21 protein-coding genes and 2 pseudogenes are annotated in these 23,441 nt (G+C 61.7%); 9 read left to right on the top strand and 14 right to left on the bottom strand.

All coding sequences use genetic code 11. From position 1 onward, the window contains the following. Positions 1-13: 13 nt before the first annotated feature. The 6 genes and pseudogenes from NKJ26_RS20320 to NKJ26_RS20295 all read left to right on the top strand — a co-directional run. A complete protein-coding gene (locus NKJ26_RS20320) occupies positions 14-1,054 on the top strand; it encodes an ABC transporter substrate-binding protein (RefSeq protein WP_352696691.1) in 1,041 nt (346 codons plus the stop codon). 27 nt (positions 1,055-1,081) lie between these two features. Beyond that, positions 1,082-2,119, top strand: a complete 1,038-nt coding sequence (locus NKJ26_RS20315; protein ID WP_352606229.1) for an ABC transporter ATP-binding protein — start codon at positions 1,082-1,084, stop codon at positions 2,117-2,119. After that, positions 2,116-3,003 (top strand): ABC transporter permease, encoded by an 888-nt coding sequence (locus NKJ26_RS20310; protein WP_352696690.1) that lies wholly within the window; start codon positions 2,116-2,118, stop codon positions 3,001-3,003. The genes NKJ26_RS20315 and NKJ26_RS20310 overlap by 4 nt, the downstream gene beginning before the upstream one ends. Beyond that, positions 2,996-3,787 carry an ABC transporter permease gene (locus tag NKJ26_RS20305; protein ID WP_352696689.1) on the top strand — a complete coding sequence of 264 codons (792 nt, stop codon included), beginning with the start codon at positions 2,996-2,998 and terminating at the stop codon, positions 3,785-3,787. The genes NKJ26_RS20310 and NKJ26_RS20305 overlap by 8 nt, the downstream gene beginning before the upstream one ends. Positions 3,788-3,801: 14 nt before the next feature. Then, a complete protein-coding gene (locus NKJ26_RS20300; RefSeq protein WP_352606215.1) occupies positions 3,802-4,722 on the top strand; it encodes a phosphorylase family protein in 921 nt (306 codons plus the stop codon). A 60-nt stretch (positions 4,723-4,782) separates the two neighbouring features. Next, positions 4,783-5,138 (top strand): annotated as a pseudogene (locus tag NKJ26_RS20295) (IS110 family transposase); the annotation flags it as partial. Here NKJ26_RS20295 and NKJ26_RS20290 read toward each other — a convergent pair. The 13 genes and pseudogenes from NKJ26_RS20290 to NKJ26_RS20230 all read right to left on the bottom strand — a co-directional run bounded on the left by NKJ26_RS20290 (position 5,024) and on the right by NKJ26_RS20230 (position 17,525). Beyond that, positions 5,024-5,467, bottom strand: a pseudogene (locus NKJ26_RS20290) (ATP dependent DNA ligase). The pseudogenes NKJ26_RS20295 and NKJ26_RS20290 sit on opposite strands and share 115 nt — an antisense overlap. Positions 5,468-5,545: 78 nt before the next feature. Then, a complete protein-coding gene (locus NKJ26_RS20285; protein WP_352696688.1) occupies positions 5,546-6,106 on the bottom strand; it encodes an ATP-dependent DNA ligase in 561 nt (186 codons plus the stop codon). A 54-nt stretch (positions 6,107-6,160) separates the two neighbouring features. After that, entirely contained in the window at positions 6,161-9,421 is a 3,261-nt protein-coding gene (locus NKJ26_RS20280; RefSeq protein ID WP_352696687.1) for an error-prone DNA polymerase, read from the bottom strand. Then, positions 9,418-10,941 (bottom strand): Y-family DNA polymerase, encoded by a 1,524-nt coding sequence (locus NKJ26_RS20275; protein ID WP_352696686.1) that lies wholly within the window; start codon positions 10,939-10,941, stop codon positions 9,418-9,420. The genes NKJ26_RS20280 and NKJ26_RS20275 overlap by 4 nt, the downstream gene beginning before the upstream one ends. Continuing rightward, entirely contained in the window at positions 10,856-11,614 is a 759-nt protein-coding gene (locus NKJ26_RS20270; RefSeq protein WP_352696685.1) for an ImuA family protein, read from the bottom strand. Before NKJ26_RS20270 ends, NKJ26_RS20275 begins: the two co-directional genes overlap by 86 nt. A gap of 524 nt (positions 11,615-12,138) precedes the next feature. Next, positions 12,139-13,629, bottom strand: coding sequence for a winged helix-turn-helix domain-containing tetratricopeptide repeat protein (locus tag NKJ26_RS20265; RefSeq protein WP_352696684.1), 1,491 nt, complete (start codon positions 13,627-13,629; stop codon positions 12,139-12,141). Between the two features lie 112 nt (positions 13,630-13,741). Continuing rightward, on the bottom strand, positions 13,742-13,957 hold the full coding sequence (locus tag NKJ26_RS20260; RefSeq protein ID WP_352696683.1) for a hypothetical protein: 216 nt from the start codon (positions 13,955-13,957) through the stop codon (positions 13,742-13,744). Continuing rightward, positions 13,941-14,669: a gamma-glutamylcyclotransferase gene (locus NKJ26_RS20255; RefSeq protein WP_352696682.1), complete on the bottom strand. Its 729-nt coding sequence runs from the start codon at positions 14,667-14,669 to the stop codon at positions 13,941-13,943. Before NKJ26_RS20255 ends, NKJ26_RS20260 begins: the two co-directional genes overlap by 17 nt. A 396-nt stretch (positions 14,670-15,065) precedes the next feature. Next, positions 15,066-15,302: a hypothetical protein gene (locus tag NKJ26_RS20250; RefSeq protein ID WP_352696681.1), complete on the bottom strand. Its 237-nt coding sequence runs from the start codon at positions 15,300-15,302 to the stop codon at positions 15,066-15,068. Positions 15,303-15,442: 140 nt separating this feature from the next. Then, positions 15,443-16,072: a LysE/ArgO family amino acid transporter gene (locus NKJ26_RS20245; protein ID WP_352696680.1), complete on the bottom strand. Its 630-nt coding sequence runs from the start codon at positions 16,070-16,072 to the stop codon at positions 15,443-15,445. Next, positions 16,069-16,659, bottom strand: coding sequence for a DMT family transporter (locus NKJ26_RS20240; RefSeq protein ID WP_352696679.1), 591 nt, complete (start codon positions 16,657-16,659; stop codon positions 16,069-16,071). Before NKJ26_RS20240 ends, NKJ26_RS20245 begins: the two co-directional genes overlap by 4 nt. Positions 16,660-16,676: 17 nt before the next feature. After that, positions 16,677-16,979, bottom strand: a complete 303-nt coding sequence (locus tag NKJ26_RS20235; RefSeq protein WP_352696678.1) for an EamA family transporter — start codon at positions 16,977-16,979, stop codon at positions 16,677-16,679. Between the two features lie 177 nt (positions 16,980-17,156). Beyond that, positions 17,157-17,525 carry a hypothetical protein gene (locus NKJ26_RS20230; RefSeq protein WP_352696677.1) on the bottom strand — a complete coding sequence of 123 codons (369 nt, stop codon included), beginning with the start codon at positions 17,523-17,525 and terminating at the stop codon, positions 17,157-17,159. Between the two features lie 299 nt (positions 17,526-17,824). Between NKJ26_RS20230 and NKJ26_RS20225 the strand changes: the two genes are divergently transcribed. Both NKJ26_RS20225 and NKJ26_RS20220 read left to right on the top strand, forming a co-directional pair. Then, positions 17,825-19,342 carry a winged helix-turn-helix domain-containing tetratricopeptide repeat protein gene (locus tag NKJ26_RS20225; protein WP_352696676.1) on the top strand — a complete coding sequence of 506 codons (1,518 nt, stop codon included), beginning with the start codon at positions 17,825-17,827 and terminating at the stop codon, positions 19,340-19,342. A 62-nt stretch (positions 19,343-19,404) separates the two neighbouring features. Further along, positions 19,405-19,737: a hypothetical protein gene (locus tag NKJ26_RS20220; protein WP_352696675.1), complete on the top strand. Its 333-nt coding sequence runs from the start codon at positions 19,405-19,407 to the stop codon at positions 19,735-19,737. Positions 19,738-19,999: 262 nt separating this feature from the next. Here the strand turns inward: NKJ26_RS20220 and NKJ26_RS20215 are convergent, their stop codons facing one another. Further along, positions 20,000-21,541, bottom strand: coding sequence for a TPR end-of-group domain-containing protein (locus NKJ26_RS20215; RefSeq protein WP_352696674.1), 1,542 nt, complete (start codon positions 21,539-21,541; stop codon positions 20,000-20,002). Between the two features lie 266 nt (positions 21,542-21,807). Here NKJ26_RS20215 and NKJ26_RS20210 point away from each other — a divergent pair, with 266 nt between their 5' ends. Beyond that, positions 21,808-23,217 carry a pyridoxal phosphate-dependent decarboxylase family protein gene (locus NKJ26_RS20210; protein ID WP_352696673.1) on the top strand — a complete coding sequence of 470 codons (1,410 nt, stop codon included), beginning with the start codon at positions 21,808-21,810 and terminating at the stop codon, positions 23,215-23,217. Positions 23,218-23,441: the final 224 nt, after the last annotated feature.

Genomic DNA, 23,441 nt, shown 5'->3' with positions numbered 1-23,441 from the left:
GGGAGGAGAACCTATGTCCTGGCTACGCATTTCCTTGACGGCATTGGCTATCTCGGCGGCCGTGCCGGTCTATGCCCAATCAGTCACCATCACGACCGCGGGTGGCGACTATGGCAACGCCATGAAGGAGGCCATGTGGGCCCCTGCTGCCAAAGAGCTTGGCTATGATGTCCGCGAGGAGACCCTAAGCGACGGCCTGGCCGCCCTGAAGATGCAGGTCACCTCGGGTGCGGTCACGACCGACGTCATTCACCTGGGTTCACCGGAAGGAGCGCAGGCCGCCGCACAATCGCTGCTGGAGCCGCTCGACTACAAGATCATCGACCCAAAGGCCGTGCCGGACGGCGCAAAGTCCGACTACTGCTATCCGTTCGACTCCTATGGCACCGTCTTGTCGTGGAACACCAAGACCTATGGCGAGAACCCGCCGAAGACATGGGCGGAGTTCTGGGACGTTGCCAAATTTCCCGGCCGTCGTGCGCTGCGTGCCAATGCCCAAGACTCGATTGAGATCGCGCTGCTCTCTGATGGCGTAGCACCGGCGGACGTCTATCCCGTTCTCAGCACGCCGGAGGGTCTGGATCGCGCCATCAAGCGGCTTGAAGCAATCAAACCAAATGTCGCGGTGTGGTGGACTTCGGGAGCGCAGTCGGCGCAGTTGCTGAAAGATGGTGAGGCGGATTTGGTCGTTACCTGGAACGGGCGGGCCCAAACCGTGAAAGCGGATGGAGGCGCGGCCGACTACACGTTCAAGGGTTCGGTCATTGGTACCGACTGTCTTGCGGTGCCGAAGGGGGCGCCGAACAAGGAAGCAGCTATGAAGCTCATCGCGGCGATGACACAGCCCGCGCGCGTGGCGAAGTTGACCGACTTCATAGCCTATGGCCCGGTCAATCCTGCTGGCTATGAGGGTGGCCTTATCCCCGAAGACCGTCTCAAGACCCTGGCGACCGCGCCCGAAAATGCTGGCACTTCGGTGTTTTCGAATTCAGATTGGTGGGTCAAGAACGGTGAGGCTGCCCAAAAAGCCTTTGATGAGATGATGGCCCGCTGAGTCTCAGCTCTAAGGCTTGAGCACATGATGAAGTCGCTCCCGATCACCATCGACAGCGTCAGCAAGTCTTACGGGACCTACGTCGCACTGGATGATGTTTCGCTCCACATTCAAGCTGGCGAATTCCTCACGCTGCTAGGGCCATCGGGATCGGGCAAGACCACGCTGCTCATGGCTTTGGCCGGTTTTGTCCGGCCGGATTCCGGCAAACTCTTGTTGGGCGATCGGGACATTACTCGCCTGGCCCCCAACAAGCGGGACATCGGCATAGTGTTCCAGAACTACGCCCTGTTCCCCCACATGAACGTCCTGTCGAACGTCGAATATCCGTTGGCGCTGCGAAAGATGCCGAAGGCGGAGGCCCGTCGGCGAGCGCTTGACACATTGGCCCGCGTGAAACTGGAAGGTCTGGCGGAGCGCAACATTGCCGCATTGTCCGGCGGTCAGCGCCAGCGGGTGGCGCTGGCGCGGGCAATCGTCTTCGAGCCTCGCGTGATGCTGATGGACGAGCCGCTGTCGGCCCTCGACAAGAATCTGCGCGAAACCATGCAGTACGAAATCCGGCGTCTGCATGACGATCTGGGGATCACCACGATCTATGTGACGCATGACCAGCGCGAAGCGCTGATCATTTCAGACCGGATTGCGGTGATGAATTCCGGCCGCATCCAGCAGATCGACACGCCGCAGCGGATTTATGATCGCCCATCGACCCGCTTCGTCGCGGAGTTCATGGGTGAGGCCAACATTGTGGCCCCAGGCCTGGTGCGCAGAATCGACGGCGCCGATGCCTCGGGCGCCACTTTGATGATCCGCGCGGAAAGCTTCCATCTTGATGCAAGGCACGCCGGGCGAGATGGGATGGCGCTCGACGGAACACTACGCGCCAAGGCGTTTCGCGGCGAGAACTGGCTTTTGACTCTGGTGCTGGATGGCGGGCAAGAGGTTCTTGTCTGCATTCCGGCGGCCCTGGCCAGCGGCTGCGGCGAGCTTGCCACGGGCGCGCGGGTGACCGCTTATGCGCCAGCAGCGAAAGTTCACCCGTTGCCGGAAGCGAAAACGTGACCGCGACCGCAACCGCGGATCCCGCACTCGCGGCAGACGCCCTGCGCGAGCGGCGGTTCTTCCTGTCGCTTTCGCTGCCAGCGTTGTTCATCGTTGGACTGGCGGCGGTATTGCCTATCCTGTGGATCATCCGGCAATCCTTCCTGACCACGGGAGGCGAATACACTTTTAGCAATTACGAGAAGGTGCTTTCGAGCGGGCTGACATGGTCGGCACTCGTCACAACCCTTGAGCTATCCTTGGCCACGCTGGCGATCTGCATTCTTCTCGGCACCCCGCTGGCGCTCGCTCTGGCCAGCGCCAGACCAAGGGTCGCCAATTTGCTGATGGCCTTCGTGATGCTGCCATTATGGACCTCAATCCTGGTGCGAACCTATGGCTGGCTCGTGCTCTTGCGGCGCGATGGCTTGATCAACGCGGCTTTGACAGGTTCAGGTCTGACAGCGGAGCCATTGCCGCTGGTCTACAACTTCACGGGAACGCTCATCGGCATGGTTCACTACATGCTGCCGCTCTTTTTGCTGCCCGTTTATGCCGCGATGCGCGATATCGACGCAAACCTCATTCGCGCGTCGTCGAGCATGGGAGCCTCTCTCGGGCAAGTGATCCGCACAGTCATTCTGCCTCTTTCGGCCGGCGGCATCTTCTCGGGTTCGACGATCGTCTTTATCTACACCATAGGATTTTTCATCACGCCGGCGGTGCTTGGCGGCGGCAAAGTTAATCCTCTCTCTACCCGGGTCGAGCGTACATTGTCGACCTTTCAGGATTGGGGTTCGGCGAGCGTCCTGGGCATTCTGCTCCTCGTTGTCATGGCGATGATCGGGATGATGTTTCTGGCGGCACGGCGACTGTTGACGCGCAACGGTGCGGCCCATGCTTGAGGCCTATCCTGACAACAGGCTGTTCCGCATTTTCCTGTGGGGCTTTTCCGTACTCGTGATGGCGTTTTTGATGTTGCCAACGCTCGTGGTCGTGCCGCTGTCCTTTTCGGCGTCCAATCTTCTCGAGTTCCCGCCGCGCGCATACTCGTTGCGCTGGTACGAGACTTTCTTCGGGTCGGCGACATGGATGACCGCACTCAGGACGAGCCTGATCCTTGGGACATTGACGGCGGTGGTCGCCGTACCGCTGGGGCTGCTGGCCTGCATTTCGATAAATCGGCTTGGCGGAAAGGCCGCCATTATCATTCAGGGCATCCTGCTCACCCCGTCCATTGTGCCGGGCATCCTTCTGGCGATCGGGCTCTTCTTTGTTCTGGCGGCGCAACGTCTGGTCGGGACGCTGTTCGGTGTCCTGGTCGGGCATGTGGTGCTGGCCATTCCGGTCGCATGCATTGTGTTGTTGCCCGCTCTGGCCCGCTTTGACTGGAACCAGGTGCAGGCGGCGCGCAGCCTCGGCGCGAACTGGGCGAGAGCCATTGGCGGAATTATTGTCCCGCAACTTGAGATCAGTCTGTTGTCGGCGACATTGATGGCCTTCCTGACTTCGCTAGACGAGTCCGTCATTTCCATCTTCGTCGCAAGCGGCCAAAACAGCACGCTGCCGAAGCTTATGTTCCTGTCGCTGCGCGATCAGATCGATCCGACCATCGCGGCGATCTCGACATTATGGACCGTCATCGTCGTGGCCGTCGTCCTGATTGTGAGCCTTCGCCAAAAATCCTGACCGAGACTGGAAACATGCCTACACATCATCACCCAGCCGCCGATCTGGCGTATCAATCAACGGACATACCTCAAGTAGGGTTGGCCATCATCACCGGCTCGGCAAACTGGGGGCTTGCCTTCCCGGAAGATATCGAATTCGAGGGTGCGCGCACCTTGCGGCGCGACATGAGTTTTGAAACGCCTTTCGGTCGCTCCGACCACTGGAAGCTTCTCGAGTTCGATGCGTCGATTACAGCCGAAGGTAAAACGAAACGTGCATTGTGCATGTATTCGCACGGCAATCCGCGCGACCATATCGACCATTCCTGCCATCGCCGTGCGTTCTGGGTCTTGATGAACGCGGGTGTACGGCAAGTCCTCGCCTGCTCGACCGTCGGCGCCGTCAACAAGGCGATCCAGCCCGGAGACATGGTGGTGAGCGCCGATATCATCGAACTATCGCAGACCCCGTTTTCACTGCTGCCCGGCCGCCAGAGCTTCGACTGCTCGGGCAAGCAGATCGTATGTCCAAGATGTGCGGCATTGCTGGCCGAGACCGCCCGGCGCCATTGGCCTGCCGAATGCCGGGTCCATGGCATCGAACAGCAGTTGGTCGCTGCCCACTGCTACGGGCCGCGATTGACAACCCCCGCTGAAGCTCTGGCGTATCGAAACATGGGAGCGGACGTGATCAACCATTCAATTGCGCCTGAGGCTACCTTGTCGCGCGAGATCGGCGCGTGTTTCGTGCCTCTTGCGTTCGTAACGGCAGGCTTTAATGACTATATGGACCGCAACCGCCAGGAATTGCTACAAAAAGACGTATTGCCGAAGCTCTCGATGACCGCCTCGCGGGTTGCGCTGGAGACCGCAGCGCGACTTCCGGCCAATCCGGAATGCTCTTGCCAAGGGTTAAAGTCGCCCCAACCAGCAGAGCGTTCCAGCCGGTTCTGAGGCGCGGGCGGAATCGCCGATTGAAGCGGGGAGTGGGTCAACGACAGACAACATAGTTCGATACCTGGTCTGGATATTTCGAAGGCAGTGTTTCAAGTCCACGGCGTGCGCGCGGCGGGCGAGGTTGTCGTTCGCAGGAAGCTGACCCGTGGGCGCGTGCTGGCGTTTTTCGAGAGTTTACCGGGATGCCTGGTCGGGATCGAAGCCTGCAGTTCCTCGCATGATTGGCGAGAGAACTTACTGCGCGTGGCCATGATGTGCCGCTACTGCCGGCACAGTATGTGAAGGCGTATCTGAAGCGTCAGAAGAACGATGCCGCAGATGTAGAGGCGATCTGTGATGCGGTGACCCGACCGACCATGCGCTTCGTGCCGGTGAAATCGCCCGAGCAGCAGAGTGTGATGATGCTGTCGCGCGGTACCGAAGCTTCAAGAGAGGCGTGTTGTGACGCCTGCCGCTCACCTTGATACGAAACCTGACGCAGGAGATTGTCTTCCGTCCAGGTGAGATAGGCGACCTCGACCACCATTTCAGGCCTGACCCAATGGACGCGCGACAGCTCAAGCGGCGAGCCGAACCGGCTCTCACGTGGTGGTGGGGCGTCGAGGGGCATTCGATCTACTTAAAGTGGTCCAAGCTGGCCCGCCAATCGCTTGAGCTCTGCAACCGTGATGCCCGTGCCGGCGCGGCCCGCGTACATCAGACGACCATCATCGGTGTAATAGCCGAGAAGCAGCGAGCCGATATGCGGGCGGCTTCCCCTCGGATCGGTCCAGCCGACGACGATGAATTCCTCTCTGTTGAGACATGCCCGGCCTGCGCTTCAGCGATCACGTGATCGGCGACGGGCCTGCGTTCCGCAAGCACGCCTGCCGGCTCTTTGACTTGACCCATAGCCCGCGATTGCCGGATGCATAGGCGCTGTCGATCCGCTTTGAGATAGGCCTTCCAGCCGCCCCTTGCGGTCGATGAGCGGCAGCTTCGCAATGCTTTCCCCGTTCAGGAACAGAAGATCGAAAGCAAAGAAGGCAAGATCGCCCGTGCGGCCCTCGTCCATAGCGGCCCGCAGGCGGCTGAAGGAGGTGACACCGTCGGCCCGAACGGCGCACAGCTCCCCGTCGACATACGCTCCTTTCACCGGGAGCGCGCGCAGGGCCGCTATCGTCGCTTGATAGCGATGCGACCAATCGAGGCCGGTGCGGGTAAGCAAGCGGATGTCGCTGCCGTCGATCCGCGCGTGCATGCGGTAGCCGTCGTACTTGATTTCGTGAAGCCAGTTCGGGCCGTCGGGCGCTTCGTCGACCAGGCGCGTCAGCTGGGGCTCGATCCATTTCGGCGGATGCGTTTTGTTCGGCTTTGTGGGATTCACCGTCTTGCGCGCCAATTGAGAAAAGCGTCGTCATGCGGGCGAGACTACCACATGATAACCGCTGCAGCTTTATCGGAAATCCCGCGTCTTCACCTTGATCCGTTCGATGTGCTCGTATGGATCGACGATATCGCGCGTTTTCGGCATGCCGCGCGGATCGATGCCCGATCCGCCATGATGGGCCTCGTCACCGCGGCCGTGTGGCAATGGAAATGGCGTGTCGCGGTTTCCGACGCTGGCGAGTTCGGCCGAAAGATCGGTCAACTCGTGGGCGACGAGATGCACCACCTCCCCTTCCCGCTGGATGCGGCCGCGCACGCCGAGCATGGCCGACGAAAGAAGCACGCGCCGGAATTTCTCGAACACCTTGACCCAGACAACGACGTTGGCGGCGCCGGTCTCATCTTCCATGGTGAGGAACATGACGCCTTTGGCCGAGCCTGGCCTTTGCCGCACCAGCACCAGGCCGGCGGCCTCGAGCCATCGTTTGTCTCGCGCCTGCATGGCCTCCTGACAGGTCACGATGCGACGGCGACGAAGATCGGCACGCAGGAACGACATAGGGTGGCTGCGCAAGGTCAGCCCGACATGGCCGTAATCCTCGACCACTTCGCGTCCTGCAGTCATCGGCCTGAGTGCAATGGGAGGCTCCTGGATCTCCGGCACGGTTTTCTGTTCGCGGGACGTGGCGGCCGCAAACAGGGGCAACGGTTCATCGCGCAGCGCCTTGATCGCCCAGAGCGCGTCGCGGCGGGCAAGGTTCAGATTCGGCAGAAAGGCATCGGCCTCGGCGAGTTGGACAAGCGACGACGCCGGCACGCCGGCGCGGCGCCAGAGATCGTCTACCGAGGCGAAGGGCTCATCGGCCCGCGCCGCAATGATCGCCGCCCCGTCATCATTGGCGAGACCCTTCACCATGCGCAGGCCGAGCCGGACAGCGAAGCGGTCTTCGGCATCGGTCGGCTCCAGCGTGCAATCCCAGCGGCTGGCATTGACGCAGACCGGACGCACCTCGACGCCATGATCGCGAGCGTCGCGTACGATCTGGGCCGGCAGATAAAACCCCATTGGCTGCGAATTCAGCAACGCGGCACAGAAGACATCCGGATGCCAGCACTTCATCCAGGATGAGGCGTAGGCGATCAAAGCGAAGGAGGCGGCGTGGCTTTCGGGGAAGCCGTAGCTGCCGAACCCTTCGAGTTGCGAGAAGGTCTTTTCGGCAAACTCCGGGGTGTAGCCGTTGGCGATCATGCCGTTGATCAGCTTGTCGCGGAATTTCGAGACGCCGCCAGTGTGCTTGAAGGTGGCCATGGCGCGCCGCAGCTGATCGGCCTCGCCGGCGGAAAAGCCGGCGCAGACCATCGAGACCTGCATCGCCTGCTCCTGAAACAGCGGCACGCCAAGCGTCTTGCCGAGCACGCGCTCGAGCTCCGGCCTTGGAAACGTCACCTCCTCCGTACCATCGCGCCGGCGAAGGTAGGGATGGACCATGTCGCCCTGGATCGGGCCGGGACGGACGATAGCGACCTCGATGACCAGGTCGTAAAATGTCCTGGGCTTCATGCGCGGCAGCATCGACATCTGCGCCCGGGATTCGATCTGAAACACGCCAAGTGTGTCGGCCTTGCGGATCATCGCATAGGTGCGCGGATCCTCGGCCGGGATCGTCGCCAGATCGAGGACAATGCCCTTGTGCTCGGACAGGAGATCGAATGACCGCTTCATACAGGTGAGCATGCCCAGGGCTAGGACATCCACCTTCATGAATTTGAGGGCGTCGATATCGTCCTTGTCCCATTCCACGACCTGGCGATCCTTCATCGCCGCCGGCTCGATCGGCACGAGGTCGTCAAGGCGATCATGGGTCAGTACAAAGCCGCCCGGATGCTGCGAGAGATGACGCGGCGTGCCGGCAAGTTGCTCGGCGAGTTCAAGGGTCAGCCGCAGCCGGCGATCGCCGAGATTGAGATTGAGCTCGCCGGCGCGCTGCTCATCGACCGCTTCGCCATGGCCCCAGACCTGCGAGGACAGAAGTTTGGTCATGTCCTCGGGCAGGCCGAGCGCCTTGCCGACATCGCGGACAGCACCTTTGGTGCGATAGCGAATAACCGTGGAGCACAATGCTGCGTGATCGCGACCGTAGGTCTCGTAAACCCACTGCATGACGATCTCGCGCCGTTCATGCTCGAAATCGACATCGATGTCGGGCGGCTCGCGCCGTTCCTGCGAAACGAACCTCTCAAACAGGAGGTTGTTGCGTTCGGGATCGATGGAGGTGATGCCGAGCACATAGCAGACCGCTGAATTGGCGGCCGAGCCGCGGCCCTGGCAGAGGATGTCCTGGCTGCGGGCGAAGCGAACGATGGAGTTGACCGTCAGGAAGTACGGCGCATATTTGAGCGTCTGGATCAGCCGCAGCTCGTGCTTCAGGATCTTGATCACCTTGTCGGGCAAGCCCTCGGGGTAACGGCGGGCCGCACCTTCCCAGGTCAGTTTTTCCAGCGCCTGCTGCGCCGTGAGGCCCGGCATCGTTTTTTCCTCGGGGTATTGATAGGCGAGCTCGTCGAGCGAGAACCGGCAGCGGCCGGCGATTTCGACGGTGCGCGCCAGGGCCTCAGGATAACGGCTGAACAGCCGCGCCATTTCATCGCCCGGTTTGAGATAGCGATCGGCATGACGTTCGCGCCGGAAGCCGGCGTCATCGATGGTGACGTTGTGGCGAATGCAGGTGACGACATCCTGCACCATGCGGCGGGCCGGCTCGTGGAAAAGCACATCGTTGGTGACGACGGTCGAGACGCGCATCGCGGCCGCCAGGTTAGCCAGCTCGTAAAGCCGGAGCTGGTCGTTCGGACGCCTGCGCAAGGTGAGCGCCAGATGGGCGCGATCGCCGAAAGACTCGCGCAGCCGCCGCAACCGGACGGCGCAAAGATCATCGGCTTCGTCCGGCACGAGCACCGCCATCAGTCCCTCGCCATAGGCAACCACATCATCCCATTCGAGATGACACTTTGCCTTGCCGGCCCTGCCCTTGCCGAGCGACAGCAGCCGGCAGAGCCGCGAATAGGCCGGCCGGTCCGTGGGATAGGCCAGGATCGACATGCCGTCGGCGAGATCCAGACGGCAGCCGACGATCAGCCGGACGCCTGTCGTCTTTGCAGCTTCATGCGCGCGCACGATGCCGGCAAGCGAATTGCGATCGACGACGGCGAGCGCCTCGATGCCAAGCAATGCCGCCTGCGCAAACAGCTCTTCGCAGCTGCTCGCTCCCCGCAGGAACGAGAAATGCGAGGTCACCTGCAGCTCGGCATATCGGGTTGAGCCAGTCATCCGAATATCCCGTGCATGAACCATTTATGCGATCCGGTCGCGGCGTCTTCGCCGTCGCCGGCGCGATAGACCCAGTAGCGCTCGCCGTTCTCGTCTTCGACCTGGAAGTAGTCCCGCACCGCAGCCAGCTCCCCGTCGCGCTTCCACCATTCCCCGAAGACGCGTTCCGGGCCGTCCGCCCGTTTCACGCGCCGGCGAACGCCGCGCCAGGTAAAGGTCACGGGCGGATGGTCGGGAAGAAGTGCTACCGTCTCGATCGGCTCAGGCCGCGGCAGCAACCGAGTTGGACGCGGCCAATGGTTGGGCCAGCCTTCACCGGTATCAGGCGCCATTGGAGCAATGCGTTGAACCGACCGTTCGGGAACGTCGCTCTGCACCGGGGCGAAGCGATAAAGCCGGTCCTCGCCGACACGGTTGGCGAGGACGTCGATCACATCCGAAACGTCTGGCTCCGGCGCCTCGGCGAGCGTGGAAATCATCTGCTTGGCCCGCAGCGGCTCGGCAACGGTCGCGGCAAGCCGCATCAGCTCGATGCCGAACCCTGGATCGATCGTCTCGATTTTGTCGGTGAGAAGCCGGGTCAAGCGCTTCACATCGCGTACGGGCATTGCCGTGCCGACGCGGATCGCCTCGATCCGATTATCGACGCGGAAGAACAGAAGGTCGAGCCGGCGCGCGCCAAGCCCTCGCGTCTCAAGTGCGGCGCAAAGCTCGGCCACCAGCTTGCCGGTATAGCGCGCAATTGTTTCTGCCGCGCCGATCGGCTCGGCAAAATTGCGGCGCACTTCGACGATTTCCTGCGGCCGGATCGGCTCGATCGGTTCGCTCACTCGTCCAAAGGCCTGGTCGAGGCGGCGGCCGGGCTCCGGTCCAAAACGCAAGGCGAGCGACGCGCGCGGCGTGCCCGCGAGATCCGCGATTGTCTCGAAGCCAAGCCGTCTCAGGCTATCGATCGTCGCGGCGGGAAGGCGGAGCGCAGCGATCGGCAAAGGCAAGATCGCTTGTGCAATGGAGCCGGATGGAACCACAACCGTCTGCCGTGTACCGAAGCGGGCCAGTGCGTGGGCTGCTCCCCAGCTATCGGCGACCGCGCAGCGTGCCGCAAAGCCCGATGCGCCAAGCCGCTCGACCATCTCCGTGAGCATCGCCGCCTCGCCGCCATGCAGATGGTCGGCGCCGGTCGTATCGATGACAATGCCGTCCGGTGGATCAGCAGCGACGATCGGAGCGTAGCGGCGCAGCGCCCACAGCGCCAACCGCTCGAGCGCGATTTCGTCGGCCTCGGGCTCAGCGTCATGAATCGCGAGACCCGGGATGAGAGCCTGCGCCTTGCTCGCCGGCATGCCGATACGCAGACCGGCTGCGTGTGCTGCAGCATCAGCGGCAAGCACAACACGGCGGCGGCCGTCGCGGCCGATGAGGACGAGCGGCGTCTCAGGCGGAGGCGCGGCGGCGCTCGATTTCCTTCTGAAACGGTCTGTCGGCCACATCGGAAGGAAGAGCGATACGACCCTTGGCATCGCAAGCCTCCACTATAAAATCTGCACTCTCTCCTGCCCGGCATCGGATCAGTTCAAGCTGCCAGCGCGCACGCCCGACTCCCTGAACCGGCAATGGCGTCGACGGCAGGACCGACACCCGCCAGCGGGTTTCGGCGGCTGTCGGCTGACCAAAATCGGTTGCTTCAGTCTGTCGCCGCCAGCGGCGAATGGCGATGCCGATGGCGCCGGAGCTTTCGGCGGCAAGCTGAAGCCGCCGTGACGCCGTCATCGAAAGCCGTGCAATCTCGGCAACGACAGCGCCAAAACCGCCACGAAGACCCTCTTCGAAACAGGCGAGAACGGATTTCTCGTCGCCGGCTTCGACATAGATTACCCGTCCCGGAGGAAGGCCGGCCTGTTCGATTGCAGGCGCGAAAAGATCGGGCCGGGTAACGCACCACAGCACCTTGCCCATCGTGCGCGCGGCAATACCGGCAGCGAAGAGTGCCGCGGCTGCGCCATCGACGGCGCCATTGCCACCGCCCGCGACCTCGTGCAGACCGCCAAAAGCCAGTCCCCCTCCCGGCAGAACCCTGTCGATCGCGGCCACTCCGAACGGCAAAACCGTACGCGCGCGCCTATTTCCACCTTCGAGACGCGCGATGCGTTCTCGAAGCTCGGAAATGGCAGCGGGGGGCGCCGATACACTCATCTGACCCTTGAAACGCGGAAAACCTGTGATAGGTTCTACATTTGTTCTCGTCTTGGCCAAGAGTCAACCGGGATGATGTCGTGCCCCTGCGGAGGAGTTATTCGATGCGCGAGCCATATCCTTCAGTGCGAAAATGCGAGTTCCATTTTCGGAGTTTTGGGCGCCACGGGTGCCCGAGAACATGCTTGCCCGAAACACCCTCATGGAAAACGCACGCCTGACACCCTCAAGCTGCGCCCGCCGCTGATCTGGTCGCGAAATGAGGCCGACATTTTCGCCAGCGCGTTTGACGACAGCTTGAGACGACAGAAATGAACCCTGCCCTGAACTCACCTCGAATGAGCTCTTGGGCTGAAGGGTGCTGGCCCGCTCCTGCTGCGCAAGGAAGAAGAGCAGTCACTGGTGTCAAGCTGGCATTCAGACAACCAATGGATCGATCAGGCACTGACTCGACCATCACCAGCGTGACTAATTCGAACTCGGTGAAGCCTGTGCCAGCCATGATGTCGAGCGTCTAACTTGAACTATCCAGCAGTCTCGCTAGCCCCCCAACCTGCAAGTTCGAGACCGGACCTTATCCGTTCCCGATCCTCGACACGCTCGAAGCGAAGATCAGCGACGATGGCCTGCACGGTCAAGTCAGGCTCCAGCTGTCGTCCTTCCACTGCGCACCGCTGGGCCCTGTCGATGTCGCCCTCCAGGGCATAGCATGCGGCAAGCCGAGCCCAAAACCATCCGCTCTTGCGCGGCAGGCATGAAAACGCGACCACCGCTTCCTGATAACGGCCAAGAACAAGCAGGGCCTCGCCCCTGTCGAAATAATACCATGTCGGGTGCATCGGATTGAGATGGATAGCTTGATCAAGCAGCGCCAGGCCGGTCTCGCCATGGCCCCGGATGGCTTCGAAAAAGCCGGTCTGGGCCAAGGTGTCAGCATCGTAGGGATTGAGCTCAAGCGCGCGGGCGAAATGCTGTGCTGCGGCGTCGAAGTCCGACAGGTAGAGCAGGATCAGTGCGAGAATGCGATGGCATCGAGCCTCATCGGGACTGAGGGCCGTGGCATGGAGAGCCCGGTCGCGCGCTTGGTCCAGCACAGATCGGGGTGCGGAGCTGTAACCGCCTATGATTGTATCGGCCAGAGCGATGTAGGCGTGGGCGAGCCCCGAATCCGGATCGCTTTCGAGCGCCTTCAGCAGATGGTCGCGGGCCTCGTGGTTGACCCGCTCGCCATAGCTGCGCAGCAGCGCAATGCCGCGCAAGATGTGGACATAAGCCGTCACGTTGGCAGCAGGTGCGGGGGAAATGCGCCGCATGGCCGCGCTCTCGATGTTGGCGACCAGCGCGCCGGCAATCCGTTGCGCCACCGTTTTTTGAAAAGCGAAAATCTCGCTGACCTGAAATGAAAAAGTGTGCGCCCAAACCCTCCGGCCGGAGGCCGTCTCCGATAATACCACGCGCGTGCTGTAACCATCGGGAGTGCTTTCAACTGTGCCCTCCGCGACGTAGTCGGCGCCGAGACGTTCGGCGGTCGCCCAGATGTCCTGCACAGAGTGTTCGGCGAGTGCGAAAGCCGAATGGCGCGCCAGCACCGCAATTGTCTTGAAATAGGACAGTGCGTTGGTGATCTCCTCGACCGCCCCATCAAAGAGTGGCTTTGCCGTTGCATCGTCAGCGTTAATGTGAAACGGCAGGATGGCCACCATCGGTTCGGGCGTCCGTCCGGTTACGACCGCAGTGGTGGCCGGCGCCAGCGAAACGGACGCGAAGTCTTCGGCAGGCTGAAACATGTAGCCGCGTCGAGGAACGGTGCGGACCAGGGACTGCATCTCGTCGCCTATGCACTTGCGCACGTCACGGATGCACTGCGTGAGGGAATCCTCGGTCACAATGGCATGGGGCCAGACCGCTTGGAACAGCTCGTCCTTGCTCAGCACACGGGCGGGATTGCGCACCAGGAATGCAAGCAAGTCGAAAGTCTTTGGCCTGACCGGCACGATCTGGCCGTCGCGCCGCAACGTGCCGCGCTCGAGATCGAGAACCGCGCTGCCGATCTTTTGTGCCAAGCCTTTGCACCATCGCCGCGCCTAAATGCGCCACGACCATCGGAGCGGCAGAAGCCGGTAAAGGTCAAGTCCGAAAGACGCTGGAAAAGCGTTTCCAAAGCCCCGGCCGTCCTTCGCCAGCAGCTATGACTGTGTCATGAGGCATCAGCCAATCGAGATAATGCAGCATTTGCACCGTTTCACCGCCACAAAGGTCAATATTACCCGTTGACAGGATACGGTGCACCGCCTCCCTGGCAATATCCGAAGGGGGAAATGGTCCATCAACCTTCGCATGCATGATCGATCTCCACGGTTGAGGATGGCAAGGGCGCGCTCGATTGCAGCGACGCCAGGTAAGCTGCGACCTTGCCCTGCAGCCGCCACAAGGTTGCGTCGCGGATGTTGCGCGCTTCGAGCTGAATGACGGTGCGGCGAAGATAATCGGCGCAACTCCCGACATGGCCGGCGGCGAGCGACAGGATCTCGACGGTGGTTTGCTCGGGCAGCGCTGGCGCATAACCGGGGCCACTCCGATCGGCGACGAAGGCGATGGCCCGCAAATTGCCGCCTGCGGTTCGAACCGAGACCCATCGCGGAATGTTGGTCGGCGGGTCTGCCGACATCTCCCGACGCAGCAATCGGTCGATGGCCGCGTCGATGTCATGGTCGGATAGGCGGTAGATGACACCGCGGCAACTGCCACCACGGTCGAGCGCAAGCATCAGACCCGGCCGCTCGCGGGTGCCGCGCCAGCGGGTTAGCCACAGCGAAAACCGCCGGTGCCAGCCGTCGACGGTCGCCGGCCGTTCCTCGAGGGCGTCGAAGCAGGGGTTCCACAGAAGCGAGCCATAGGCGAACACCCACACGTCGCGCGGACGGCCTGCAAGCAACCGCCGGCGGATCTCAAGGTAGTGGTGATCCTCCAGGCTGCGCTGCCCCGGCGCCGGGCCGGCGTCGTCGATCTTGCGACCGACCTTGGCGATGAGATCTTCCGTAAGGGCGATTTTCATGACCGTTCTCAGGTTGGTATCCCGCAAGCATCGCAGCGGCAGAGGCTCGCGTCCTGAACGGGTGCTGATATTGTGCTGAAATCGAATGTGAATGGCGCCCGCAACGATGATGTTGCGGCTATTTTGGAAAGCCTTGCTTGAACTCGATGCGGGTGCCGTGAACCGGACTTGTGTCGACGTTGCGAACGGCATGTGCCGGCTGGGGCGCCAGACGCGACGGTGAGCGAAAGCACGCGGATCACGTCGTCCTCGTAAAGCACCTGGTGGTTGCTCGGCGCCGCCGCCACGGCGTCATCGGGAACCCCTTTGTCGGACTGATCGGCAACTATTCCGGCACCGATCATCGACCGGCTCTGCCCTGGCCGATCGGCGCCTCCGAAACATCCGGCATGACGATCAGCTGGCCTTCGCAGATCGTTCCTGTTCCCGCGCTTCGCAACCCCCGGGTGCTTGAAGCGGCGTGACGGCTGCGCCCTCGCCGACCACCTCCGCGACGACATGGCCGTCCATGTCATTGCCCGTCCCGCGGTGATCGAGTAGCGCGTGAATTTCGGTTACGCTGTCGAATGTGCCACGTGTGGCGTCATAGCCGATGCTGGTGGTGTAGCCCTTGAATTCATTCAACCGTTTCACGTCAAGTCTCCTTCGAGATTGCGCGATTGGGCGACATCGCCCGGCGCTGGCAGTTGGAACGGTTTGGCGGAGCCAGGCTTACGGATCCTTACGCAAGCGGCATCGCGCCGGACCCGAACCCAAAAGCTGCATCCAGACGTTCATTGCGAAACGAGCCCCATGGCCATGAACAGAGCGACAGCGGACAGGATGAGGCCGGAGATCAGATCAAAAATGCGCAGATTGGCGCGGCTACGCAGCAGCGAGGCAATGAGGCCGCCGCCCAGCGCATAACCGTAGCAGCACAGCGCCGTCATCAGGATCAGCGCCGTGACGAATTCGAGTCGTGCGCCGCCTGCCGCGAAGGACTGGCCAAGTGCGGCCGGAACCAGCAGCAGTTCGACATAGGTCAGCGGGTTCATCCACACCACGCCCATGACGCGGGCGAGACACGAGCGGCCGGTCTCGGTTTTGCCGGAGCGGTCCTCGACCTGGCCGGCAGTTGAAGCTGCGCGGAAGGATTGCCAGGCGAACCAACTGACCGCGACCAGGCCGAGCCAGGACAGCGCCGTCCTGAACACCGGAGCAAGGCCGGCAATCGAGTCGCCGAGCAAATAGGACGCGGCGATCAGCGCGACATAGGTTCCCCAGACCAGGCTGGCTACAAACATCACCCGGCCGCGCAGTAGGCCCTCCCGGATCATCATCAGATTGTTGGGTCCAATCGAAGCCATCGACGCCATGCCGAGTGCTAGCCCGGTCTGGAACCCGTTTGCGTCGGCAAAGCTCATGGGGTTTCCTCCAGCGTTAGCGTGATCGGACCAGCGGATTTCACCGCTTCGGCGGAAAGGGTGAGATAGAAAATGGCGGCGAGCATCATCGCGGCGCCGATCGCACCCATCGGCGAGACTCGCTCGCCAAGGAACAGCGCCGCACCCAGCGCGCCGAACACGCTTTCAGCGCTGACGATGACGGCCGCGTGGCTGGCCGAGGTGAAGCGCTGGGCGATGGTCTGCATGCCGAAGGCCGCGGCGGTCGAGAACAGGCCGAGGACCAGCAACTGCGGCCAGGCGTCGAGTGCGGCGGCGGTCGACAGATGGCCGCCAGCCAAACCGAACGGCAGGGTGGCGGCGGCCGCGCCGAGGAACTTCGCCGTCATGGTGGTAAAGGGGCGGGCATGCGCCTGCATGTACCGTCCGAGTTCGACCGTCCACAGGGCATAGCAGGCCGCCGACACCACGACCGCCATGTCGCCATGGCTGAAGCTGGCAATGCCACCGGTTAGCAGCAGCGCGCCGGCCAGCGACAGGCCGGCGGCGAGCCCGACCGCCGTTGTCAGCCGCTCGCCAGTCAGCAGCCAGGCCGCAAGCGGCGTCATCACTGTCGCCGTGGCGATCAGGAAGTTGGCATTGTGACCGTGCCGAGATAGGCGATCTGCTGTAGCGCGATTGATACGGCAAACAGCGCGCCCACCCTCGCCAGGCCGGCGCGAAATCCTCTGGTCGCCGGCATCCGGGTCGTTGCCATCCGGCTTTCCCAGAGCATCAGCGGCAGCACCAGCAGTCCGCCGATCAGACAGCGCATGCCGACCGTGCTCAGCGGGTCGAGATGGTCGAGCACCGTCTTCTGCGGAACATTGCCGAAGCCCCATAAGGCGGCGGCAACCAGGAGAAGCAGATTGGCATGCAGCTTTGACATCAGTCATTCTCTGCCGGTTGAAACCAATTGCGGGATTGCTCAGGCTCCGGCCGCGTCGAGAACCTTGCGGGGATCCGGTCTGCATGTCCTGAAGGCACGCTGAAACTGTTCTGAAAGAGTGACGAGCAAGCGCGATCGACGCATCCTGAAGGCGCCCTGCGTAGCCGGTCGCTGATCTCAACTCATCGACATCAAGTTGGCGATCAGGCCTGCTTTGACGTCGAGCACGGGTGTTGGCGCATCGGCTAATGGATGGCCGATGTCTCCCAACTGATCGATCCTCAAGCCTGCAATTTCTCTGCGTCTTGCAGCGGTGTGTCGCCACATCCTGGAAGCTGAGATCGCCAATGCTGTGCTTTCCTGGAAGGACGTTCGGAAGCTGCCCCTCCACTGAATATGACTGCCGCGAGTTTCAGTATGAGCCAGTTTGGCCTCCCATTTCTGGAATACGGGGAAAGCTTGCAGCCATCCGATCCGTATGTCCTGAAGCACGCTGAAACTGTTCTGAAAGAGTGTCGGGGCAAACGCGATCCACACATCCTGCAAGCGTGTTGCGCCGGCGGTTCGCTGCCCTCACTTCATCGACATGCTCTGAAAGGGTCCCGGCCTTGCCTCTGTCCGTGAGGCGACGTGACGCCGTAGAATATCGTCCCTGATGAAGCGAGGAGGCCGGACCACCGGAAACAGACACTCCTGCGTCCGTCATCTTCCGTCATTTGAAGTATGCCTGAAGTATGTGATGCTGAAGTTTGCTGAGCCGCCGAAGATGCATCTGCACAAGGGCGATGTTACGACTGCGATCAGGGTTCTGAAGCAGTTCTGAGGACGGGCAACCGAAGAGCAAGATGAGCCAAACGCAGCAGCCGATCTACCGCTTCGCCGGGTTCAGCCTCGACACGGCTGCCGGCCTGCTGCGCGACGGTTCGGGCGAGATCGCGCTCAGGCCGAAATCATTCGCACTGCTGATCTATTTCATCGAGAACGTTGGCCGGGTGCTGAGCAAAGACGAACTGATCGCCGCCGTATGGCCTGACGTCACCGTTTCGGACGACTCGCTCACGCAATGCATCACCGATATCAGGCGTTCGCTCGGTCCGCGAGGAGAAGGACTGATCCGGACCGTAGCCCGTCGCGGCTATGCCGTCGACGAAGACCGGGTCGAAACGGTTGCCAAGCCATCAAACCCGACGTCTGGGCAGGAGACAAATCTGTCCATCGCGGTGCTGCCATTTCAAATTCTGGCCGACGATGGAAGCGGGTTTCGCTTTGGGGCAGGACTGCTCGAGAATATCGTGGCCGACCTGACCAGGTTTCGGGATCTCGATGTTCTGCAGCAAGCTCGGGGATCGGACGCCTCCCAGGAAGCCGAAGAGGCGGCCTCTACTCGGCGAGCGGACTACGTCCTCAACGGAAAGCTGCAATACAGCGAAGGGATCGTGCGAGTGACCGTGACCCTGGTCGAGACTGCGACGTTCAAATCCGTCTGGGCAAATCGCTGGGATTGTCGGTTGACCGATATCTTCACGATCCAGAGCGAGATCGCCGAAGGCGTTGTCAATTCGCTCGCGGGCTTCGGCGTCATCCTCCATGCCGCGGCCGAACGCGCCGCGCGAAAGGCTCCTTCCGATCTGACAGCCTACGAACTCTATCTGATCGGCAGGGCGCACAATAATCGCTTCAACATCGAGGATAGCAAGCAGGCGCTGCATTGTTTCCAGTCGGCGGTCACAATCGACCCGCAACTGGCGCGGGCCTGGGTAGGTCTTGCTTGGTCCTATGATCAGCTGACCGCGTTCGGCGTGGACGTCACAGGCAATACTCAATCAATGCTCAGGGCCGCGCGGCGCGCTGTCGAACTCGATCCCATGGATGCCGAGGCGCATAGCGCTCTCGGTGAGGCCCTGGGATATACCGGCGAGCTTGGCGCCGCAGAGGAAGCCTTGGACAGGTCGATGCTGCTAGCGCCGGGGTCGGCCGACATTTGTGCGATGTTTTCGGGCTGGGCGCCTCGTTTCGGCAGGGCTGTCGAAGGCGCGCAGGCGGCGGATCGGGCGCAGCGGCTCAATCCGCATGGTCCCGTCTGGTACAGTTTCTACTTTCGCACGGCCTACTTCCTCTCAGGACGTTTTGAGGAAGCTTTGAGGACGGTGACACGCAAGCAGCCGCAGTCGCGAACGCTCACCGATTTCGTCTATGCAGCGGCTAGCGCCGTCGCTCTGGGACGGGATAGCCAAGCCCTCGGTCAGGCCAAGGAACATGCCTTCCCGGGCATCGCTGCCTTTCTCGACTATGCCGGGATTGCCATTCCGGATCAGAGAAACCTTTTTGCCACGCTGATGAAGCAAGCTGGCTTTGACGACTAATCAGCAATGTTTCAGCGCGTTTTCAGCGCTCTTTACGGACTTCGGATGCTTACGATGCGACCTTGGCGGCAGTGTTGATGGGGTCCAAGGAGAGAACGATGGCTATTTTCGAAACTAATGCGGCATCGCCGAAGCTCTGGATCGTCGAAACCGCCCGTCAAATCCTGCGGGAGGTCGGCGCGTGGCTTGATCGCTTTGTCGCCGAGCGGCAGCGCATAGCGGCGGAAGAAATGCTGCGCCACCACATATATCACCTGATTGACGCCCACCTCGATGATATCGGCGTGGAAAGGGTTATCCGGCGGTCATTGCGCCTCGACCTTGGCCGAGGCGTTCCTCCAGCCGAGATGCTTGAATTCGACTATCGCCGCCTAGACGAATCGACCGGAGATTAGGGCGTCACATAGTTCCTCAGGTTGGAACCACCCGCCACGGTCGTCTTTCACCCTGTTGTCGCCTTCAACGATTTGCGCACGGAGCTAGGAAGGCACGTCAAATGATTTCGGGCGCAGCGCGACTTCACCGGGCGCAACGCGCAGCAGACCGTTCTCTAGGTCGAGGGCGAACCCTCGAATGTGTATAGCTTCACCGTGGGTTCCATTGCCCGATTCTGTGTTGCTTTCATAACGCCTTGGGACCCTCCGAAGCAGCTGTACGTCACAAGCCGAGGGAACCAAGAAGCTGCACGAACCGCGCGTGATCGCGAATGGCATCGAAGTCGGCTTCGTGACGGATTCGTTCCAATACGTTCTGACTCACGCTTCCTCCGACTGCTCTTTCCAGGTACCGCACCGCTTCCTCCACATCCCCGAGCACGGAATACATGCAAGCGGCGTTGTACTGCGTCACGAAGTCGTCCGGATCGATCGCCAACGCTCTGGCCAGCCAGGAACGCGCCTTCTTCCGCTCACCGAGATACGCGAGCGCGAGGGCGCCGCCTGCCGCATTTTCAGGATGGAGGCCGGCCGCGCGCTCGGCGCGCTCGAAACAGATCCTTGCCCATCTTGGCCGTTCAGGGTCGTCCAGTGCCATAAAGCTCGCGACCTGCATCGGTGAAAAATAGTCATCCGGCCGCAGCCGCGTGGTCAGTTTGAATGTCGAGACCACTCTTTCCCGGTCTCCAAGCACACGCCCCAGGGTCTCGCCGGATAGGAAGTTGGCATCATACGAATTCGGATCGATGGAAAGGGCGCTCCGATAGGCCAGTTCGGCGTCCTCATATTTTCCGTCGCAAAAAAGGGCGAACCCCCGGGCCGCATGTGCCTCAGGAAGGGAGGCATCGAGACGAAGCGCCTCATCAGCGAGGCTCAGGATCGCGTCGGCGGCGCTATCTTCGCCGTGCCAGTCGCGCAGATAGCAGTCGCAGAGCACCATCCCGGCGTATGCACGGGCATAGCCTGGGTCGAGTTCTATCGCTTTGGTGAACATGCGCCGCGCCAGTATGAGGTACGGCTTCGTCAGATCGAGCGCCAACTGCCGCCCGCGAAGCTCGTAATGATAGGCTTCAATGCTGTCGGTACGAGTCTGCTGGATGGCGCGCCTTTCTTCGGGCAGCAGTTCCAGTTCCAGCTGCAAAACGACCGCTTCGGTGACCTCGTCCTGAATGGTGAAGATGTCAGCGATTTCCCGGTCGAACCGTTGCGCCCACAACAGCTGTCCAGTCCCGGCTTCAATCAGGCGTGTGGAGACGCGAACCCGTTCACCGGACAGGCGGATGCTGCCCTCAAGCAGGTATCTGACACCAAGCTCACGCGCGATCTCGTCGCCGCGCAGCGCGCGTCCCTTGAAGGCGAAACTGTAGCTCTTCGAGACAACGAGGAGGCTCCGGCTCTTCGCCAGGGCCGTGGTGATGTCTTCGGCGATCCCGCTTGAGAACCATTCCTGATCGGCATCCTCCGTCTCGAACGGCAACACGGCAATGGATGGCTTAGGGTTTGTGAAGCCTGGACCCCACGTCGCATCGAGCGCGCTCATCGGTGCGGATTCTGCCGAGAGCATGTAGCCACGGCGCGAAACTGTGCGTATCAGTTTCTGGTCGCCGTCGCCGAGCTTCCGCCTGATGTCGGAAATGCATTGGGTGAGTGAATCGTCAGTTACCGAGACGTTCTGCCAAGTCGCGTTTATCAATTCTTCTTTTGAGATCACCCGACCGGCATTGCGTGCCAGGTAGGCAAGGAGATCGAGGGACTTACGCCTCAATACAATCTCGCGATTGCTTGCGTCAAAGAGGCGGCCTCTACCGAGGTCGAGGGTGAAGCCTGAAAAGGTAATGCGATCCGGAGGCATAGTTCAAACGGACCCCAAACAGCCGATCATGTCGATCAGCAGAATATCAGCATTCTTTCGGACTGGCTTCACGACAAACTTCGCGAAGGCGGTATGCTCGGCAACAACATCGCATCAATTGGAACGACAAATCCCCGGCAACAGGAGCACCCGCTCTTGCCGGAGCGAGGGGCGGCGCCATGAACAAGGCACTGGAGCTGGCGTGGCATGGCGCGACCGAATGGATTGAGGGGCTCGAACATCGGTCCGTCGGCGCTACCGCAGGTCTCGCGGATTTGAGACTTTCCTTTACGGTCCCGCTTCCGGAGGAGGGAGCCAGTGCCGAATATGTCATCAGAAAGCTTATCGACGAAGCGAAAAGTGGGATGCATGGCAGCGCGAGCGGACGGTTCTATGCCTGGGTGATCGGCGGCGGACTGGAATCCGCGCTCGCGGCCGACTGGCTCGTTGCAACTTGGGATCAGAACGCGGCGCTCTATTCCGCCAGTCCTGCGTCCGCGGTGATCGAAGAAACGGCCGGCGAATGGATCAAGGAGTTGCTCGACCTGCCGCGCGATGCCTCCTTCGCCTTCACCAGCGGTTGCCAGATGGCGCACATGACGAGCCTTGCGGCTGCGCGCATGGCGCTGCTCAAGGGCGTCGGCTGGAATGTGGAAGAGGACGGGCTGTTTGGCGCGCCCGAAATCAGAGTGCTCACGAGCGACCAGCGGCACGTCACCATCGACCGCGCGGTGCGCTTTCTGGGAATCGGCCGCAACGCCATTGAACAGCTAAAAACCGACAAGGACGGGCGCGTCTCTCCTGCGGCGCTCGATAGCGCGCTTGCCGACAATTCCAGGCTGACCATGCTGGTGCTGAACGCCGCCGACTTGAACATCGGTGCTTGCGATCCCTTCAGGAAATTGATCCCGATGGCGCACGCCGCCGGCGCCTGGGTTCACATCGACGGCGCCTTCGGCCTGTTCGCCCGGGCCAGCCGAACACACCGTCACCTGCTCGATGGCGTGGAGCTCGCGGACAGCTGGGCGACTGACGGGCACAAATGGCTGAACGTGCCGTTTGATTGCGGCATCGCGATCGTCAGGAACCGCGAGGCGCATCGGGCGGCTATGACGTCAAGCGCGTCCTACGTCGCACCCGCAACTGCCGCGCGCGATCAGACCGACTGGAACCCCGAATACTCTCGCCGCGCGCGAGGCATTCCTGTTTACGCCGCGCTTAGGGAGCTTGGCCGAAGTGGTGTCGAGGCGCTGGTTGACCGCTGCTGCGCCTACTGCACTGAACTCGTCGAAGGGATCGGCGCACTACCGGGGGCCGAGATCGTGGCAAGGCCGACGCTCAATCAGGGGCTGCTTCGCTTTGGTAGATCCGGCGCGTCACCTGAACAAAACGATGCCTTCACGGATGCAACGATCCAAAGGATCAATGCCACCGGCGAAGCTTTCTTTTCGGGCACAACTTGGCGCGGTCGACGGGCCATGCGGGTCAGCGTGGTCAACTGGCGCACCACCGAACAGGATGTAAGGCGGGCCATTGCAGCCGCAGCTGCCGTGTTGGCGCAGGAATTTGCCGAAGACATCGCAATTTGATCGAAGGTGGCTTTGCTCCTACCGAAGTAGGACCCAGATGTCGCGACGTCGAATTCGGGACATCCGTTGTTGGCGCGACCAAAGCCGCTCCGGCAACCCGCGCCAGCAGCAAAGTTGCCTATCCGATGTCAGCAACCTGGGAGCGAGTCATGGATAGTCTCCAAGTTGGCGCGCGGGGGGCGGAAGCCTTTCGCGCACCTTGTTGCGCGCGCAATGTACATGTT

This window comes from Mesorhizobium sp. M0152 (assembly GCF_040322415.1).
Taxonomy (GTDB): Bacteria; Pseudomonadota; Alphaproteobacteria; order Rhizobiales; family Rhizobiaceae; genus Mesorhizobium.
The sequence above is the reverse complement of the archived record's forward strand: the minus strand, read 5'-3'. Positions and strand labels throughout refer to the sequence as shown.

Excerpts from the sequence above, each read along its gene's own strand:
- NKJ26_RS20320 (WP_352696691.1), top strand. The coding sequence starts at position 14 with ATGTCCTGGCTACGCATTTCCTTGACGGCATTGGCTATCTCGGCGGCC.
- NKJ26_RS20315 (WP_352606229.1), top strand. The coding sequence starts at position 1,082 with ATGAAGTCGCTCCCGATCACCATCGACAGCGTCAGCAAGTCTTACGGG.
- NKJ26_RS20305 (WP_352696689.1), top strand. The coding sequence starts at position 2,996 with ATGCTTGAGGCCTATCCTGACAACAGGCTGTTCCGCATTTTCCTGTGG.
- NKJ26_RS20300 (WP_352606215.1), top strand. The coding sequence starts at position 3,802 with ATGCCTACACATCATCACCCAGCCGCCGATCTGGCGTATCAATCAACG.
- NKJ26_RS20280 (WP_352696687.1), bottom strand. The coding sequence starts at position 9,421 with ATGACTGGCTCAACCCGATATGCCGAGCTGCAGGTGACCTCGCATTTC.
- NKJ26_RS20275 (WP_352696686.1), bottom strand. The coding sequence starts at position 10,941 with ATGCCAAGGGTCGTATCGCTCTTCCTTCCGATGTGGCCGACAGACCGT.
- NKJ26_RS20270 (WP_352696685.1), bottom strand. The coding sequence starts at position 11,614 with ATGAGTGTATCGGCGCCCCCCGCTGCCATTTCCGAGCTTCGAGAACGC.
- NKJ26_RS20260 (WP_352696683.1), bottom strand. The coding sequence starts at position 13,957 with ATGCATGCGAAGGTTGATGGACCATTTCCCCCTTCGGATATTGCCAGG.
- NKJ26_RS20255 (WP_352696682.1), bottom strand. The coding sequence starts at position 14,669 with ATGAAAATCGCCCTTACGGAAGATCTCATCGCCAAGGTCGGTCGCAAG.
- NKJ26_RS20245 (WP_352696680.1), bottom strand. The coding sequence starts at position 16,072 with ATGAGCTTTGCCGACGCAAACGGGTTCCAGACCGGGCTAGCACTCGGC.
- NKJ26_RS20240 (WP_352696679.1), bottom strand. The coding sequence starts at position 16,659 with ATGACGCCGCTTGCGGCCTGGCTGCTGACTGGCGAGCGGCTGACAACG.
- NKJ26_RS20235 (WP_352696678.1), bottom strand. The coding sequence starts at position 16,979 with ATGTCAAAGCTGCATGCCAATCTGCTTCTCCTGGTTGCCGCCGCCTTA.
- NKJ26_RS20225 (WP_352696676.1), top strand. The coding sequence starts at position 17,825 with ATGAGCCAAACGCAGCAGCCGATCTACCGCTTCGCCGGGTTCAGCCTC.
- NKJ26_RS20210 (WP_352696673.1), top strand. The coding sequence starts at position 21,808 with ATGAACAAGGCACTGGAGCTGGCGTGGCATGGCGCGACCGAATGGATT.